14 protein-coding genes are annotated in these 14,392 nt (G+C 66.8%); 8 read left to right on the forward strand and 6 right to left on the reverse strand.

Annotated elements, in window-relative coordinates; all coding sequences use genetic code 11:
• The first annotated feature begins 50 nt into the window (after positions 1 to 50).
• Both ALA01S_RS11010 and ALA01S_RS11015 read left to right on the forward strand, forming a co-directional pair.
• Entirely contained in the window at positions 51 to 605 is a 555-nt protein-coding gene (locus ALA01S_RS11010) for a DUF421 domain-containing protein (protein ID WP_066335979.1), read from the forward strand.
• An 11-nt stretch (positions 606 to 616) separates the two neighbouring features.
• A complete protein-coding gene (locus ALA01S_RS11015) occupies positions 617 to 1,405 on the forward strand; it encodes a potassium channel family protein (protein ID WP_066335980.1) in 789 nt (262 codons plus the stop codon).
• 29 nt (positions 1,406 to 1,434) lie between these two features.
• On the opposite strand, the gene ALA01S_RS11020 is transcribed toward ALA01S_RS11015, so the two are convergent.
• From ALA01S_RS11020 to ALA01S_RS11035, 4 genes are all read right to left on the reverse strand, one after another.
• Complete coding sequence (locus tag ALA01S_RS11020; RefSeq protein WP_066335981.1) at positions 1,435 to 2,394, reverse strand: mechanosensitive ion channel family protein; 960 nt, start codon at positions 2,392 to 2,394, stop codon at positions 1,435 to 1,437.
• 191 nt (positions 2,395 to 2,585) lie between these two features.
• Entirely contained in the window at positions 2,586 to 3,713 is a 1,128-nt protein-coding gene (locus ALA01S_RS11025; RefSeq protein ID WP_066335982.1) for a YbdK family carboxylate-amine ligase, read from the reverse strand.
• A 1-nt stretch (position 3,714) separates the two neighbouring features.
• The gene (locus ALA01S_RS11030; RefSeq protein WP_066335984.1) at positions 3,715 to 4,908 is read right to left on the reverse strand and encodes a cation:proton antiporter; all 1,194 of its coding nucleotides are present in this window, start codon (positions 4,906 to 4,908) and stop codon (positions 3,715 to 3,717) included.
• Positions 4,909 to 4,914: 6 nt separating this feature from the next.
• Entirely contained in the window at positions 4,915 to 5,763 is an 849-nt protein-coding gene (locus ALA01S_RS11035) for a DUF3014 domain-containing protein (RefSeq protein WP_066335986.1), read from the reverse strand.
• Positions 5,764 to 6,073: 310 nt separating this feature from the next.
• Between ALA01S_RS11035 and ALA01S_RS11040 the strand changes: the two genes are divergently transcribed.
• The 3 genes from ALA01S_RS11040 to ALA01S_RS11050 all read left to right on the forward strand — a co-directional run bounded on the left by ALA01S_RS11040 (position 6,074) and on the right by ALA01S_RS11050 (position 9,744).
• The gene (locus ALA01S_RS11040) at positions 6,074 to 7,378 is read left to right on the forward strand and encodes a chloride channel protein (RefSeq protein ID WP_238455767.1); all 1,305 of its coding nucleotides are present in this window, start codon (positions 6,074 to 6,076) and stop codon (positions 7,376 to 7,378) included.
• 143 nt (positions 7,379 to 7,521) lie between these two features.
• Positions 7,522 to 8,322 (forward strand): formate/nitrite transporter family protein, encoded by an 801-nt coding sequence (locus ALA01S_RS11045; RefSeq protein ID WP_066335992.1) that lies wholly within the window; start codon positions 7,522 to 7,524, stop codon positions 8,320 to 8,322.
• A gap of 93 nt (positions 8,323 to 8,415) precedes the next feature.
• Complete coding sequence (locus ALA01S_RS11050; RefSeq protein ID WP_084267438.1) at positions 8,416 to 9,744, forward strand: cation:proton antiporter; 1,329 nt, start codon at positions 8,416 to 8,418, stop codon at positions 9,742 to 9,744.
• A 505-nt stretch (positions 9,745 to 10,249) separates the two neighbouring features.
• Here the strand turns inward: ALA01S_RS11050 and ALA01S_RS11055 are convergent.
• Positions 10,250 to 10,954 (reverse strand): RES family NAD+ phosphorylase, encoded by a 705-nt coding sequence (locus ALA01S_RS11055; RefSeq protein WP_066335994.1) that lies wholly within the window; start codon positions 10,952 to 10,954, stop codon positions 10,250 to 10,252.
• Positions 10,947 to 11,621, reverse strand: a complete 675-nt coding sequence (locus ALA01S_RS11060) for an XRE family transcriptional regulator (protein WP_066336002.1) — start codon at positions 11,619 to 11,621, stop codon at positions 10,947 to 10,949. Before ALA01S_RS11060 ends, ALA01S_RS11055 begins: the two co-directional genes overlap by 8 nt.
• Before the next feature lie 537 nt (positions 11,622 to 12,158).
• On the opposite strand from ALA01S_RS11060, the gene ALA01S_RS11065 reads away from it, so the two are divergent.
• From ALA01S_RS11065 to ALA01S_RS11075, 3 genes are all read left to right on the forward strand, one after another.
• Complete coding sequence (locus tag ALA01S_RS11065) at positions 12,159 to 13,250, forward strand: hypothetical protein (protein WP_066336003.1); 1,092 nt, start codon at positions 12,159 to 12,161, stop codon at positions 13,248 to 13,250.
• 102 nt (positions 13,251 to 13,352) lie between these two features.
• Positions 13,353 to 13,628 (forward strand): hypothetical protein, encoded by a 276-nt coding sequence (locus tag ALA01S_RS11070; RefSeq protein ID WP_066336004.1) that lies wholly within the window; start codon positions 13,353 to 13,355, stop codon positions 13,626 to 13,628.
• A 29-nt stretch (positions 13,629 to 13,657) separates the two neighbouring features.
• The gene (locus tag ALA01S_RS11075; protein ID WP_066336006.1) at positions 13,658 to 14,305 is read left to right on the forward strand and encodes a helix-turn-helix domain-containing protein; all 648 of its coding nucleotides are present in this window, start codon (positions 13,658 to 13,660) and stop codon (positions 14,303 to 14,305) included.
• The last annotated feature ends 87 nt before the right edge of the window (positions 14,306 to 14,392 follow it).

Below are 14,392 nucleotides of genomic sequence, written 5' to 3' on the forward strand. Positions count from 1 at the left end.
GCGGTATGCGCGTTGCTGGACACGGCACGCAACTGCGCGGAGGCCCCGAAATGTTCTTCGACGGCTGGATGCCGCTGGCACGCATCCTCGTCATCGGCACGCTGGCCTACGTGGCCCTGGTGCTGCTGCTGCGCGTCACGGGCAAGCGCACGCTGTCCAAGCTCAACGCCTTCGACCTGATCGTCACGGTGGCGCTGGGCTCGACGCTGGCCACCGTGCTGCTGTCCAAGGACGTGGCGCTGGCCGAAGGGCTCACGGCGCTGGCGCTGCTGGTGCTGCTGCAGGGCGCGCTCACCTGGCTGTCGGTGCGCTCACCGCGCGTGAGCCGGCTGATCAAGTCCGAGCCCAGCCTGCTGTTCCTGGAGGGCCGCTTCCTGCAAGCGGCGATGAAGCGCGATCGCGTCACGGAAGACGAGCTGCGCTCGGCCGTGCGTCAGCAGGGCATCGGGCGCCTGGAAGAGGTCGCCGCCGTGGTGCTGGAGACCGACGGCAGCCTCAACGTCATCCGTGCGCCCGTGGACGGCCCGCGCACGGCGCTGGCGCACGTGCAGGGCGCCCAGGCCGAGGCCCGGCGCCACTCGGTGCCCCGGACGGACCAGTCCTGAGCCGCCCCGCCATGTCCGCGTCCCTGCCCACCCTGCCCAGCCCGGACGACGAAGCCGTGGAGGCCGAGCGCGCGGACCTGCTGCACCGCGTGGCCGACCTGCTCGACACGCCGATGCTGGTACTGAGCTTCGTCTGGCTGGCGCTGCTAGTGCTGGACCTCACGCGCGGGCTGGCGCCGCTGCTGCAGACGGTCAGCACCGTGATCTGGGCCGTGTTCGTGGTGCATTTCCTGGTGGAGCTCACCATCGCGCCGCGCAAGCTGCGCTACTTGCGCACGCATTGGCTCACGGCGGTGTCGCTGCTGCTGCCGGCGCTGCGGGTGTTCCGCCTGGCCCGGCTGCTGCGGGCGGCGCGCGGCGTGCGCCTGGTGCGCGTGGTGGGCTCGCTCAACCGCGGCATCCGCGCCCTGAGCGCGAGCTTCGGCCGGCGCGGCTTCGGCTACGTCGTGCTGCTGACCGCGCTGGTGACGGTCGCCGGGGCGGCCGGCATGTACGCCTTCGAAAGCGAGGTCCAGGGCGGCCTGCGCAGCTACGGCGAGGCGCTGTGGTGGACGGCGATGATGATGACCACCATGGGCTCGCAGTACTGGCCCGAGACGCCCGAAGGCCGGGCGCTGTGCGTGCTGCTGGCGCTTTACGCCTTCGCGGTGTTCGGCTACGTCACGGCGACGCTGGCCACCTACTTCGTCGGGCGCGATGCCGAAAGCGACGAGGGCGAGCTGCCCAGCGCGCAGGCCATCGAGGCGCTGCGGCGCGAGGTGGCGGCGCTGCGCGAGGAGCTGGTGCGACAGCGGCGGTGACCCGGGAGGCAGGTGCCCTCCGGGGCTTCTCAGCCCTGTTGCGGCGCTTGGCGCTGGATGCGCAGCGGCGGCAGGCCCACAACCTCGAAGGTGGCCGAGGCCAGCCCGATGCCTGCGGCGTCCAGCGCGGCCAGCACTTCGCGGCTCATCGCGTCCTTGAGCTCGCGCACGCCATGGTCGCGCGCCAGCAGCCGCACGCTCAGCTCCAGCCAGTTGTCGGTCAGCCGCCAATACACGCGCGGCTCGAAGTCGGCCGGGTTGACGTGGTACTGGTGCTGCAGCCGCTCGCGCAGCTCGGCCGGCAGGTCGTCGGCGCGCACGGCATGCCTGCGGGCGGCTTCGAGCAGGATCGCTTCGGCCCGGGCGCGGTCGTCGCGGTAGGCGATGGGCAGCATCAGCTCTTCCCAGATGAAGGGGAACTCGCGCGTGTAGTTGTAGATCGGCTCGTCGAAGATCTTGGAGTTCGCCACCGTGACGATGCGGCCGGTGAACTGGCGGCTGCGCACCCACATCGCCGGGTCGGCGCCCTGCACCGCTGGCGGCTGGCCCATCTCCATGATGGTGGTCTGGATGAAGCCCAGAGCCACCACGTCGCCGCGCACGCCGCCCATGGTGATGCGGTCGCCCACCGTGAAGTTCTTGCCGCGCAGGATCACGAAGTAGCCCGCCAGCGACGTGACGACCTTCTGCAGCGCGAAGGCCAAGCCGGCGGTGACCAGACCCACCGCGGTGGTGAGCGTTCCGGGATTGTCGAACCAGATCGACAGCACGCCCACCAGCCCGACGACGGCGATGAGCAGGCTGCGTCCCTGGCGGGCCCAGAAGCGCACGCGCTCGCGGCGCGCGCCGGCGTGGGTGGTGAGCGCGCGGATGAGCGCGCCCAGCGCCAGGCCGAGCAGCGCCAGCACGGCAATCAATATCAGCGTGAGCAGCAGCTTGTGGCCGGTGACCTCGTTGATGCCGACCAGACGGATGCCAAACAGTTGCATCGTGAACCCCAGGGTGGATGCCCTGGAAGGCAAGCACGGTTCCCGTGCCCGGACGTTCCCCGGCCCCAGGCACACGCCAGCGGTGAGGTGAAAAGCGCCAAACAGCAGGTTCATGCCCACACGGACAGCGCGACGATCCACCAGGCGCTGCGCGAGCCACGGGCGTGGGGCCCGTGTACGACCCACTGCAGTCAGTCCGGGCGGGAACGCCTGAAACCCTTGATGGCGGCCTCAACCATCCCTTCGGCACTGCCCCGCTCGCGGTACTGGCCGCGCAAGAAGGAAGCGTCGTTACCTACAGCAGTGAGCTCGCGGATGTGCTCCAGCGCGGCCTGGGAGCCGAGCGTGTCGGCATGCGGTGCCAGCCGCTGCAGCGTGTCCTGGATGTCCTCGCGCAGCGAGCGTGACGTGTAGGTCTTGGGATCGACCAGCGTGCCGTCCAGGCCGAAGCGGCAGGCCTGAAAGCGGTTGTAGTTGTAGACGAGGTAGTCCTGCTCCTCGGGCGGCGCCTGCGTGCGCTCCAGCAGGCTGTGGCTCAGCGTCTGCAGGTAGCCGGCCAGCGCCGCCGCGCGCTCCACCGTCAGCGGCGTGTCGCACACCCGCAGCTCGATCGTGCCGAACTCGGGCTTGGGCCGGATGTCCCAGTAGAAGTCCTTCATGCTCTTGACGATGCCCGTGCGCTCCATGTGCGCGAAATAGCCGCTTTCGAACTCGTCCCAGCGCAGCACGAAAGGCGCGCGCCCGCTCAGGGGAAAGGCAAACACCGAGTTCAGCCGCGCCGAGTGGAACAGCGTGTCGTTGCGCTGCACGAAGGGCGAGGAGGCCGACAGCGCAATGAAGTGCGGGATGTAGCGGCCCAGTGAATGCAGCAGGAACAGCGCCTCGTCGCCGCTGCGGCAGCCCACGTGCACATGCTGGCCGAAGATCGTGAACTGCTTGGCCAGGTAGCCGTACAACGCCGACACCTCCTTGAAGCGCGGCTTGGCGTAGATGCGACGCTCGTTCCACTGTTGGAACGGGTGCGTTCCGCCGCCGCACACGCCCACGTTGAGCGTGTCGCCAGCCGCCACCAGCGCATCGCGGATGTCGCGCAGCTGCCGCAGCAGACCGTCGTGGTCCACGTGCACGTCCGTGGACACCTCGATCATGCTCTCCGTGATCTCGGGCACGACGTGGCCCGGGAAGCGCTTGCGCTGCATCAGCTCCAGCATGTCGGGGCTGGCTTCGACGAGGTCGAAGTCGCTTAGCGACACCAGCTGCAACTCCAGCTCCACGCCCAGTGTCAGCGGCGCGGAGGTCTTGAACGGTTCCAGGGGCATGTCAGGCCTCTTCCATGTCACGGCATTCGCCGGCGCTGCGCAACGCGCGCTGCGTCACCGCCGGGCCGATGAATTCAAGCAGCAAGGTCGCCGCAGCCAGCGGCGCGAGCTGGTCCAGCAGGTCTATGCCCAGGTAGCGGGTCTGGTCCAGCAGCAGGATCACGAACACGGAGATCGGCGTCAGCGCCAGCCCGGTCAACGCCCCCTTGCGCCAGGAGCTGCCGCTGGCATGCGCCAGCGCCGTGACGCACGCCACCTTGACCAGCAGGCGCAATACGACCAGGGTCAGCGCCAGCCCCAGGCCGGCCAGAACCCGGTTCCATTCCAGTGTCATGGCCGTGTAGGTGAACAGCGCCACCGCAAGCAGGTCTCCCAGCGCGCCAAAGTTGCGCTGTGTCTGCGTCAGCACGATGCGCCGATGGCGTGCCATCAGGCCGAAGGCCAGTGCCGCCAGCAGCGGCGACAGTTTGAAGGCGTGGGTAATGCCAACCAGCAGGATCACGGCGACGGCGAAGGCCACTGTCGCATCCCGGCTGGCCGGTCCCAGGTAGCGCAGCAAGGCCGGCATGCCCAGACCGAAAACGACGCCCAACGCCGCCGAGGCCACAAGCACCAGCGCGCTGCTAGACATCGCCTGCCAGACGTTGCCGGAACTCTCGAAAGCCCAGAAGCCCACGACGACCTTGAACACGAACACCGACAGCACGCAATTGAGCGCGGCCAGGTGCAGCAGGCGCTCCGTCACCTGACCGGAGCAGCGCTGTTCGTTGACCACCCGCATCACGGCCGCGGGCGACGTGGACATCGACAGCGAGGCCAACAGCAGCGCCGTCAGCGTGGGCGCCCCCCACGCGCGCGACAGCGCATAGACCGCCAGGAAGGTTGCCGCCGACTCCAGCAGCCCTGTCGCGCCCAGCCAGGGGTTGGTGCGCAGCCAGCGCAGGTTGATGCGGTAGCCGAACTCGAACAGGATCAGCCCGAACGAGACGTTGGCCAGCAGCATGCCGGTGTTGTCGCCCACCGTCGGCAGCAGCGTGCCGTGCAGTTGGGCGCACACAAAACCCACCAGCGCATACAGGCTGATGCGCGGCAGCGTCGTCCATCGGTGCCCCAGTTCGCCCACGACCCAGGCCAGCGCCAGCAGCAGCGGCCAGCCCAGCTCGGTGGTGACGAAGAGTTTTTCGAAGCTTTCCACCGTGCGTCACCGCTGCCCGATGTGGCGCAGCAGCTCCATGCGGAACTCCGCCAGCTTGGCCTTGAGCCGGCGTGCGTTCACTTCGCCCGTGCGCAGCAGCATCTTCTGCCCTGCCGACATCGCCTCCAGCTCAGGGTCGGCGAGCTCATAACGGGTCCAGGGCTGTTCGGCCGGAATCGGGCCCTTGACCTCGGTGAGCTGCACCCGCAGGGGCTGCGGCACCTGCGGCGTGGCCAATAGCTGGTCGATCACCTGCAGCAGACGCTGGTTGAAGTAGCCGTGCGGGTAGCCCAGCTCCTCGTAGCTCCTCTGCAGTTCGGGGTACAGGCGCACGTACAGGTCGACGGCGCGCGCCACGTCCACCGTCTCGACCAGCAGCACGAACGGGGTGTAGCGCAAGCTGTTGTCGGCGGCGATGACGGTGCCCCCTTCGCGCGGCTCCACCATGAAGCGGCCCGGCATCGGGTTGACCGGCCACAGCCGCGACGGCGCATGGATGCGGCCCAGGTTGTCCACCGTGGCGACCAGGCGACGCGCGAAATCGTCCAGCTGCAGGAAAGTCAGGACGGCCTTGCGGCCGATCAGATCGGTAAGCGCCGTGCCGAGTTCCGCCGCGGCCAACGGCACCGCGGCTGCAGGCACCTCGACGCCCTGCCCCGCGTCGGGCTGCGAGGCCGCCACGGCAGCCGGCGGCGCTGTGCTGGAGGCACCTGGTGCTGGCGCGGAAACCGTCTCGGAAGCGGGCCGTGTGGGCTCGGACGGAGCGGCGTCTTCGTGGCCACGCCACAGCAAGGTTGCCACCGCAGCCGTAGCGACAACGGCGCCCGCAGACAATGCGCGGCCGATGGGGGTCATGACAAGGCTCCACCGCCAGTGCAGGACAGAAAACAGATGTTCATTTGTATAAATGTACAACGCAGGCTACAGGGATCGGCTCGCGTCAGGAGCGCGGTCTCACCACGCCGCTTGTGGCAGATGCAAACCGCGGCACGCTCCGCATGCTGGGACATGCGGCGTGGGCTGGCCGTTCGCCGGTCTGTGATCTTTTTGACGGCAGTACGATGACTGTTTTGTACAAACATTGATAGGCCTTGCGATGCACGAACGGTCCGAACCGCACCGGCCACCGCGCCAGCCCCGCATCGCCGCAGCGGTGCGGCAAGACTTGGCGAACTGGCGAGAGTGGCTGGCGCGCATTGCAGTGTTGGTGCATGCGGGCCTGGCGGGCGCGGCCGTCGTGGCCTTCACCTGGCTGACGGAACAGGCACTCAGAGGCTTTCACCTCGTGCAGGGTTCGGCCACATGGCTGCCGCTGCTGTGGACGCCAGCATGCTGTGGCGCCATGGCCTGGCTCACGCTGCGGCATTTCCCCAGCGCGGCGGGCTCCGGCATTCCACAGGTCATGGCCGCGCTGGACCCGGTGGTTGACGAGCCCGGGCGGCATTGGCTGGTGTCGCTGCGGCTGAGTCTGGCAAAGATGCTGTTGACTGCCGGCGGCCTGCTTGGCGGCCTGGCCATCGGACGGGAGGGGCCGTCGGTGCAGATTGCCGCCGGCGTGATGCACAACGCCCGGCGTTGGCTGCCCGCGGGCACGTCGGTGTCGAGCCACGCGCTGCTGATCGCCGGCGGCGCCGCGGGCATCGCCGCGGCCTTCAATGCGCCATTGGCGGGCGTGATGTTCGCCATCGAGGAGTTGCACCGCAAGATCGAGCACCGTAGCAGTGGCCTCATCATCTGCGCCATCGTGCTGGCCGGCGTCGTGGGCGTTTCGGCCTTCGGCAACGCCGCGTACTTCGGCGTGATTCGCGTGCCTGCGACGGCTGCGGGCTGGCTATGGTCGGGTGTTGCCGTGGTGTTGGTCAGTGCCCTGGCCGGTGGAGTCTTCGCACGGCTGCTGCACGCCTCGCTGACCGGCACGCAGGGCCGCATCGCGCCGTGGCGACGGCAGCATCCGGTGGCCTTCGCCAGCGCATGCGGGCTGGCCATTGCCGCGCTGGGACTGGCCAGCGGCGGCACCAGCTGGGGTAGCGGCTACGAGTACACCCGGGGCCTGCTGGAGGGCTCAGGCGATGTCCCCGGCCTGTACGTGCTGTTCCGCTTCGTGGCGACGTGGCTGGCGGCCTGGTCCGGCGTGCCAGGGGGCATCTTTGCGCCGTCGCTGGCCATCGGTGCAGGCATCGGCCACGACATTGCGCTGCTCTGGGGACCGCAGACCAACGCGGCGCCACTGATCGCGTTGGGCATGACTGCGTTCCTGGCCGCGGTGACCCGGGCGCCACTGACGGCCTTCATCATCGTGATGGAGATGGTGGACGGCCACGCCATGGTGCTGAGCTTGATGGCGGCGGCGCTGGGTGCCAGCCTGGTGTCGCGCTGGATCGGCCATCCGCTGTACGAGCTGCTCTCGCTACCCTATATAGAGCGCGCCGGACGCTTGTCGCCCGCAGCGCCGCAGGCGCGGCCCGCCTGACGTTGTCGGTACTGGAATCGCCTCCCGCAAGTCGTAGAGCTTCCGCACGCCGCAAGCCTGCAGCGCGGGCCAAGGTTCGCCGAACCGTTTCAGGGTGTGTCATTTGCTGCCACCGGGGCTTGCGCGTTGCCAGCATCACAGCCATGGACAAGGATCAGGAAGAGGCCGACAAGGTCGAGGAGCAGACCACACCGCGCACCCCGGTGATCTACGAAACCGTGCGCCGCCTGGGTGAACAGGAGATGGCGCGGCCGGCCGTGTCCTTGTGGTGGTCAGGGGTGGCGGCGGGCTTGTCGATGAGCTTTTCGTTGCTGGCGCAGGCGGTGCTGCGCCACCACCTGCCCGCAGCGCCGTGGCGCGAGTTGGTCGTCGCGCTGGGCTACCCCGTGGGCTTTCTGATGGTGGTGATGTCACGCCAGCAGCTCTTCACCGAAACCACCATCACCGTGCTGCTGCCGCTGCTCCAGCAGCCCGACCGTCGCAAGCTGGCCAGCGCGCTGCGCATCTGGAGCATCGTGCTGGTGGCCAACCTGGTCGGCACGCTGCTGGCGGCGCTGTTTTTCGCGTTCACGCCGGCGGTCGATGACGCGCTGCGCCAAGCCATGCTGGAGACCAGCCGCCATGCCATGCGGCATGATGCCCTGGCCGCGGGCGTACAGGGCATCACGGCGGGCTACCTGATGGCGGCGATGGTGTGGCTGATTCCGGCGGCCGGGGTGGCACAATTTCATGTCGTCACGCTGATGACTTACCTGATCGGCGTTGGCGGCTTCGCCCACATCATCGCCGGCAGTACCGAAGCGTTCCTGCTGCTGGTCACGGGCGAGTTTGGCGCGCTGGACATGCTTGTGCGCTTCACGCTACCCGTGCTGCTGGGAAACGTGATCGGTGGCACCGCGCTGTTTGCCCTGATCTCGCACGCCCAGGTGATGAAGGAAGTCTGAAGCCGTTCCGGGCACGGCTCCTGCCTTCCGCCCCCTACCGTCAACCCGTCGCTGCGAGTTGCCACGCGCGCTCGCATCGCATCCGTGCACCCCATGCTCGACATCGCCGCTATCTGCCTCGTCGTCACGGCACTGCTGGCCTACCTGAACCAGCGCTTTGTCGGCCTGCCCACCACCATTGGCGTCATGGCCGCCGCGCTGCTGCTGTCTGTGGCTCTGATAGGGGTGGACCTGCTGGGCTGGCTGCCCGGCCTGCGCGACTTCGAGGCTTCCCTGATGGCCTCCATCGACTTCTCGGACGTGCTGCTGCAGGGGATGCTGTCGCTGCTGCTGTTCGCCGGCGCGCTGCACATCGACCTCAGCGAGCTGCGCCGCTATCGCTGGCAGATCACGGCGCTGGCGGTGGGTGGCACGCTGCTGTCCACGCTGGTGGTGGGCATCGCGCTGTGGGCAGTACTGCCGCTGGTGGATTGGGAGCTGCCGCTGCTGACCTGCCTGCTATTCGGCGCGCTTATCTCGCCCACCGACCCGATTGCGGTACTGGGCATCCTCAAGTCCGCCGGAGCGCCACGCGACGTGGAGCTGGTTATCGCGGGAGAGTCGCTGTTCAACGACGGCGTGGGCGTGGTGATTTTCGCGCTGCTGTTGGGCATTGCCGCCAGCGGCAGCGTACCGACCGCGGGCGAGGCCGCCGTGCTGCTGCTGCACGAGGCCGGAGGGGGCCTGGCCTTGGGCTTGGCGCTGGGCTGGGCCACCTTCGTGCTGCTGCGCAGCATCGACCACTACCAGGTGGAGGTGCTGCTGACGCTGGCCATGGTGGCCGGCGGCTCCTCGCTGGCGGCGCACCTGCACGTGTCGGCACCGCTGGCGATGGTGGCGGCCGGCCTGGTAGTGGGCAACCACGGCCGGGCGCTTGGCATGTCGGACAACACCAGGCACCACGTCGACCTGTTTTGGGAGCTGATCGACGAGATCCTCAACGCCGTGCTGTTTGTGCTGATCGGGATGGAGGTGATCCTCATCTCCTTCGGCCCGGACAGCGCGGGCGCCGTGGCCGTGGCCATCGCCGTCACGCTGCTGGCACGCGGCATCACGGTGGGCCTGCCGGTGGCGCTGGCACCGCGCTGGTTCAAGCTGCCCGGCGGTTCGGCCTGGGTGCTGACCTGGGGTGGCCTGCGCGGCGGCATCTCGGTGGCGCTGGCGCTGTCAGTGCCCGAGAGTGCGGGGCGGGAGCTGCTGGTGCCTCTGACCTACGCGGTGGTGGTTTTCTCCGTGCTGGTGCAGGGCCTGTCCATCCGCAAGGTGGTCAAGGCTTCCGTGTGCCAGTCCGCCCTTGAACCTGCTGGCGAGCGCGCCAGCCCAAACGATCCGGGCCTGCCAGCGGCCGCTGGTCAGCCGAGCAGTCATCGTTCCGGCAGCTGATGCGGGCCCCAGCTCACTACGCAAGTTGAGCACCCTGTGATTGTTGAAAACGCTGCTGCCCGCCGTGATTGCACAGCGCCCGGCCGCAGCCCAACAGAGTCATGGGATCCCCGCCGATTGCCGCACCCTGGCGCCAGCAGGAACGGCTGCAGGCATCACGCCCCACTTGCCCCATAGCCGCGTACTTGGTGCAGGCGGTGGCGGGCCATGGCTTCATGGCGCAAACAGCACAGAAGCTGGTTTGGAGCGCTTTTTAACCCAGATAATTGCCCATAATCTCTCGTAGCTGAAACCGTCAGCAAGTGAGCTGTTCAGCACTGGGCAGCTGGCAAACTGGTGCGCGACAAGTACTTGCCGCGATCCCGTGCCGTTATGTGGTGGCAGCCAGCAAAGTCCTGTCGATTGCGCAGGGACGCCCGTGATGGCAGCGCTCGAGCAGATCCAGTTGCTGCCGATGCGGCAGCAGCACGTGTCACCCTCTTTTGCCAATCCGAAAGCGCTTCATTCAGACTTTGCCCGGCACGATGCTCACGCCGATCCGCTCAGCCAGATTAAGGACCTCGCTGTAGGCGTCAGCGTCTTGCAGCAGGCTGCGTGAATCGCCTCGTTGCTGAAGTGCACCCGCGGGAACGCGGTCACCGAAAAAGACGAACGCGCGTGCCGAGTCATCCTGCCTGGAGACCCATGACAGCCCCTGCACCTCAAGGCACTGGCGATGCACCGCTTCAGCCCACTTTCGCGTGGCTGGGTACTGATCCTTTTCGGTATCGATCAGTTGCTTGCGAGAGATGCCCAGCTTGCGCAGCGCCAAGCTGCGCAGGTCGGCAAGCTTGAGCTCCTGCGTGACCTCGACGGTCGAATGCTGCTGATCAGCGAGCTTGCCCTTGTCGAAGCTCTTGAATCCCGGCACATGCGGCACGTCATGGAACACCGTTTCCATCAGCGCGCAGGGCATGGTGGTGCCGGCATACAGGGTGGGAATGGGCTGGCCCTGCTCGTTGCGGATCGGGCTGAAGCGTGCATTGCCGTGGACGCCGGGATTGAACTGGTCGGCTCCGTACTTCTCCAAGTGGACGCGATGCAGCACGTCACCCGCGCTCAGGCGGGTCAGGGTGACATGGAGAGGGTCCGGCGGCGCCGGCGTGGCGGACGAGGACGGCTCATCCGGCGACGCTGCCCCGCCCGCGGGCCTGGCCGCGCGCTTAGCCATGTGCGATTTCCTGGACCTCGTCACGGGCTGCGTCGATCACCCTGTGCGGCTGGGTGCCCAGCAGGTCCTGCGGCCGCTTGCCGCCCAGGAAGCCGTTGTGTGACCGGAACCAGTAGGCCATGCCCCAGCCATCCTTGTGGCCGGCGAAGATTTCGATGACCTGGGCCAGCGCCTTGAGCGGGCGAAAGCCGGCATCGCGATCCAGCCCATAGCCGGGGTAGTAGTCGACGCCGTTGTGATGGATGGCGAAGATCAGGCCTTGCCTCTTCCACTTGTTGGGCTGGGCGCTGGGGTTGCGCGTGCTCAGTCCGGCCAACTGGGCGACGTCGGCCGCGCTGAGCCAGTCTCCGCTCTCCAGTACGGCCTTGCGCGCCTGCACCAGCATGGCCGCCTCCTTGAGCAGGCGTGGCGAAGGTGGCGTGCGCGGCACCAACGCCTGGGCCAACCGCTCCATCGACTCCGGTCCATGACGTTCGAGCAGCACCTCGAACATGGAGGACGCGACATTGGAGACGTTCTCCGCCAGGGCCTCAAAGTCGGTCGGTCGGATATGGTCAAAGGCGACCACCAGCACACGATCCGCGTGGGACTTCCCAAGCCGGGCCAGGACCTCCTCCGGTGTCCCGGTCAGGGTAGAGATCCCCGGATGCTCTTGAACAGCGTTCATGGATGCTCTCCACGGATTATGAAGGTTACTGCACGATAGCATATCTGCCATAACCTCCAGACGCCGACAGCGTCCTGTGCGCCGACGGGCACGGCGATGCCCTTCTCTTCGCGGGCCAACTTGGAAAACAGGTCTCGGCACACGCGTTGTCCCTCCATCGCCTCCAAGTCGCTGCCTGAACGAAGTGGCTTACTGCGCCGTCTGTTGCGCGCGGAGCTTTTCTTTGGCTATGAGGCTCGCCATGCCCTGCATGTCGATGCTGAACCAGGGCTGGACCACCTTGCGCAATGGCTCGACGCTCAAGACGAGGACTCGGCCCACTCCTGCAATGTCACGCCGTCTGGTGCAAGCATCAGGGCATCGGCGCTGCCAAGCCGGCGGCCGCTGTCTCGATGAGCTTGCCGCTGCTTGGGAGGCTCGTGCGAGAAATCGTCTCCATCGAAGTGACGCACCATCTATATATCGAGTGTGTTGCAGTGTGCCGCAAGGTCGGCTACAGTGCATCAACGCATCAAGGATATATTCAACGCGTCAGGCATGAACCATACTACAGGCACTCCTTACAGCCTGCCGGCTCCGGTCAGCAAGGAAGAGCTTCTGAACGCCATCCCTGAGCTGTACCTGCTCCAGTTTCGGGAACTCGCCTCCTTCGTCCCGGTGGCTGCCATCAGGGCATTGCTTCCGGAAAACCCGTGCAGGAACGACAGTGATTTCCTGACCCAAGAGTTTTCGGCATCTGATCTGGGGCTGACGCCCAGCGCCATTGAAGCCACTCCGCTGATCGACACGTTGTCACGGCTGTACGACTTCGCGTACCACGGCGTGCGCTACGAAGGCGCAGAGCCGATGGGGCCTGACAGCGATTACACGTGGGCGGCTGCCGTTGTCCTCGACATGAAGACTTCCTATGTGGCGGCCATGTACCGGGATTCCGGCGCCAAGGACGCCCAGCAGATCGCGGCGCTGTGCGCACAGGTGGCCGAGACCGCCAACGCGCGCGTAGTGCTCGAGGGCGGCGAAGGCTTCCTGAGCCTGGGTAGCTCCACGGCCGAGGATGGCTGGTATACCGGCCAAGCGCTGACGATCCGCCAGATGGCACTGCTGGCCGGCATGGAGGAGAGCAGCATCCGCACCGCTGCAAACCCAAGGAAGCCCAACGCGCTCAAGACGCACCGTGACGAGAACGGGTCCACGCGCATCGCGGCGGACGTAGCCAAGGCCTGGCTGATCGCCAAGGGCCGCTACGTCGAGCCGGTCGTGAAGTTCGTCAAGGAGACGCCCGTCGATCTGGTCAAAATGACCTTTTCGTCAACGTTCGACATCCACCAGGCGGTCTGTCAGAGCGCCCGTTATGCCTGGAGCACTGCGGCAGATGACGCACAGCGCGAGGCATTGGCCGCGCGGCTGAGGAAGTTCGGCGTGACCTACACCGAAGGCGGCTTCTGGGGAGTCGGTCTCCAAAGCGAAGATCTTGCCGATGCGGCCCGGATGCGGGATCTCGCTGAGGCTCTTGGCCTCTCGCCTGATCTGTTCGTCATGCGCGTCCGTCAAGGCTTGGCCACACAGGCCTTGAAGTCGATCAACAAGGAGATCGAAGCCAGTCTGGCTTCTCCATCCCACCTGGCCTGATCACTGGCGACCTGGCTGGTCGCCGCACCGTTACCCCCCAGCGACAGCCCTGGATGGCCAAGGGTCACGCCGCTGCATTGCCGAAAGACCAAGGAGGCTCGCATGCACAGTTCCCGCCACGCCCGCGCCCGTTGCCAGCAACGCGGCATCCCGCCGCTCGTCGTCGATCTGCTGCTGGAGTTCGGCTCCCGCGAGCGAGCTGGCGCAGGGGTGTCCAAGGTGTTCCTCGACAAGGGGGCGCGGCGCCGCGTGAAGGCCTATGCCGGCACGCTGGCCGGCGTGCTCGAACAGCATCTGGACGTCTACCTGGTGGTCAACGATGCCGACGACGTTCTGATCACGGCCGCCCATCGGCTTGAGCGCATCCGTCGGCACTGACCAACGCACCCAGGAAGAACAAATTCACCATGACCCACGCCATCACCGTCGCCGAATTCATTACCCACCACGTCGAGGCGTCTCCCAAGACTCAGAAGCGAATCGCTGAGGCAGCTGGTTTTCCGCGCTCCAATGTCCTCTCGATGATCAAGACCGGCGAAACAAAGATGCCGCTTGCACGCGTGCCCGCGCTTGCTGCCGCCTTGGGCGTCGATGAATTGGAGTTCCTGTCGCTGTGCTTGAAAGAGTACGAGCCAGACGTCTGGTCGGTGATCAAGCGCCATCTCAAGACGCCTCATGCCGAGCCTGCTGAAATGCCGGCTCGGACTGTCCACGCGTTTGGACCAGGAAACGATGCTCCGAGCCCGCACCCCGGCACCAAGCTGTCTCGCGCCTTGTCCTTCGTCCTGCGCTCAGGCATCGAGGTGTTTCCCTGCATGATGCAGAACTCCACGACCGGCAAGTTAGCGTTTCGCGTCTCGCCGGGCGGCAAGGGAGGCAAGGGAGGCAAGGGAGGCAAGACGCTCGCAGCAAGCCAAGAGGTCAGCGAATCCGAGATGCTGGAAAAAGTGCTGGAGCACGGTTGGGCGGTTCGCTGCAAACCGCTTGGTCCCGGCGCCCCATGCAGTCTGTACAAGGTTGGCCAACGCGCCGTAGTAGAAGTCCGGCGCAGGTGAGGCGTCTGCGTTCGACGTTGGAGCAGACCCACGCAGACGCCGCCGTTGTGTCGACGGCATATTCAATAGGGCCAGAGACCGGGGCTG

The organism is Azohydromonas lata NBRC 102462 (genome assembly GCF_001571085.1).
Classification (GTDB): domain Bacteria; phylum Pseudomonadota; class Gammaproteobacteria; order Burkholderiales; family Burkholderiaceae_C; genus Azohydromonas; species Azohydromonas lata.

Excerpts from the sequence above, each read along its gene's own strand:
- ALA01S_RS11075 (WP_066336006.1), top strand. The coding sequence starts at position 13,658 with ATGACCCACGCCATCACCGTCGCCGAATTCATTACCCACCACGTCGAG.
- ALA01S_RS11045 (WP_066335992.1), top strand. The coding sequence starts at position 7,522 with ATGGACAAGGATCAGGAAGAGGCCGACAAGGTCGAGGAGCAGACCACA.
- ALA01S_RS11035 (WP_066335986.1), bottom strand. The coding sequence starts at position 5,763 with ATGACCCCCATCGGCCGCGCATTGTCTGCGGGCGCCGTTGTCGCTACG.
- ALA01S_RS11020 (WP_066335981.1), bottom strand. The coding sequence starts at position 2,394 with ATGCAACTGTTTGGCATCCGTCTGGTCGGCATCAACGAGGTCACCGGC.
- ALA01S_RS11010 (WP_066335979.1), top strand. The coding sequence starts at position 51 with ATGTTCTTCGACGGCTGGATGCCGCTGGCACGCATCCTCGTCATCGGC.
- ALA01S_RS11015 (WP_066335980.1), top strand. The coding sequence starts at position 617 with ATGTCCGCGTCCCTGCCCACCCTGCCCAGCCCGGACGACGAAGCCGTG.
- ALA01S_RS11070 (WP_066336004.1), top strand. The coding sequence starts at position 13,353 with ATGCACAGTTCCCGCCACGCCCGCGCCCGTTGCCAGCAACGCGGCATC.
- ALA01S_RS11050 (WP_084267438.1), top strand. The coding sequence starts at position 8,416 with ATGCTCGACATCGCCGCTATCTGCCTCGTCGTCACGGCACTGCTGGCC.
- ALA01S_RS11055 (WP_066335994.1), bottom strand. The coding sequence starts at position 10,954 with ATGGCTAAGCGCGCGGCCAGGCCCGCGGGCGGGGCAGCGTCGCCGGAT.
- ALA01S_RS11065 (WP_066336003.1), top strand. The coding sequence starts at position 12,159 with ATGAACCATACTACAGGCACTCCTTACAGCCTGCCGGCTCCGGTCAGC.
- ALA01S_RS11060 (WP_066336002.1), bottom strand. The coding sequence starts at position 11,621 with ATGAACGCTGTTCAAGAGCATCCGGGGATCTCTACCCTGACCGGGACA.
- ALA01S_RS11025 (WP_066335982.1), bottom strand. The coding sequence starts at position 3,713 with ATGCCCCTGGAACCGTTCAAGACCTCCGCGCCGCTGACACTGGGCGTG.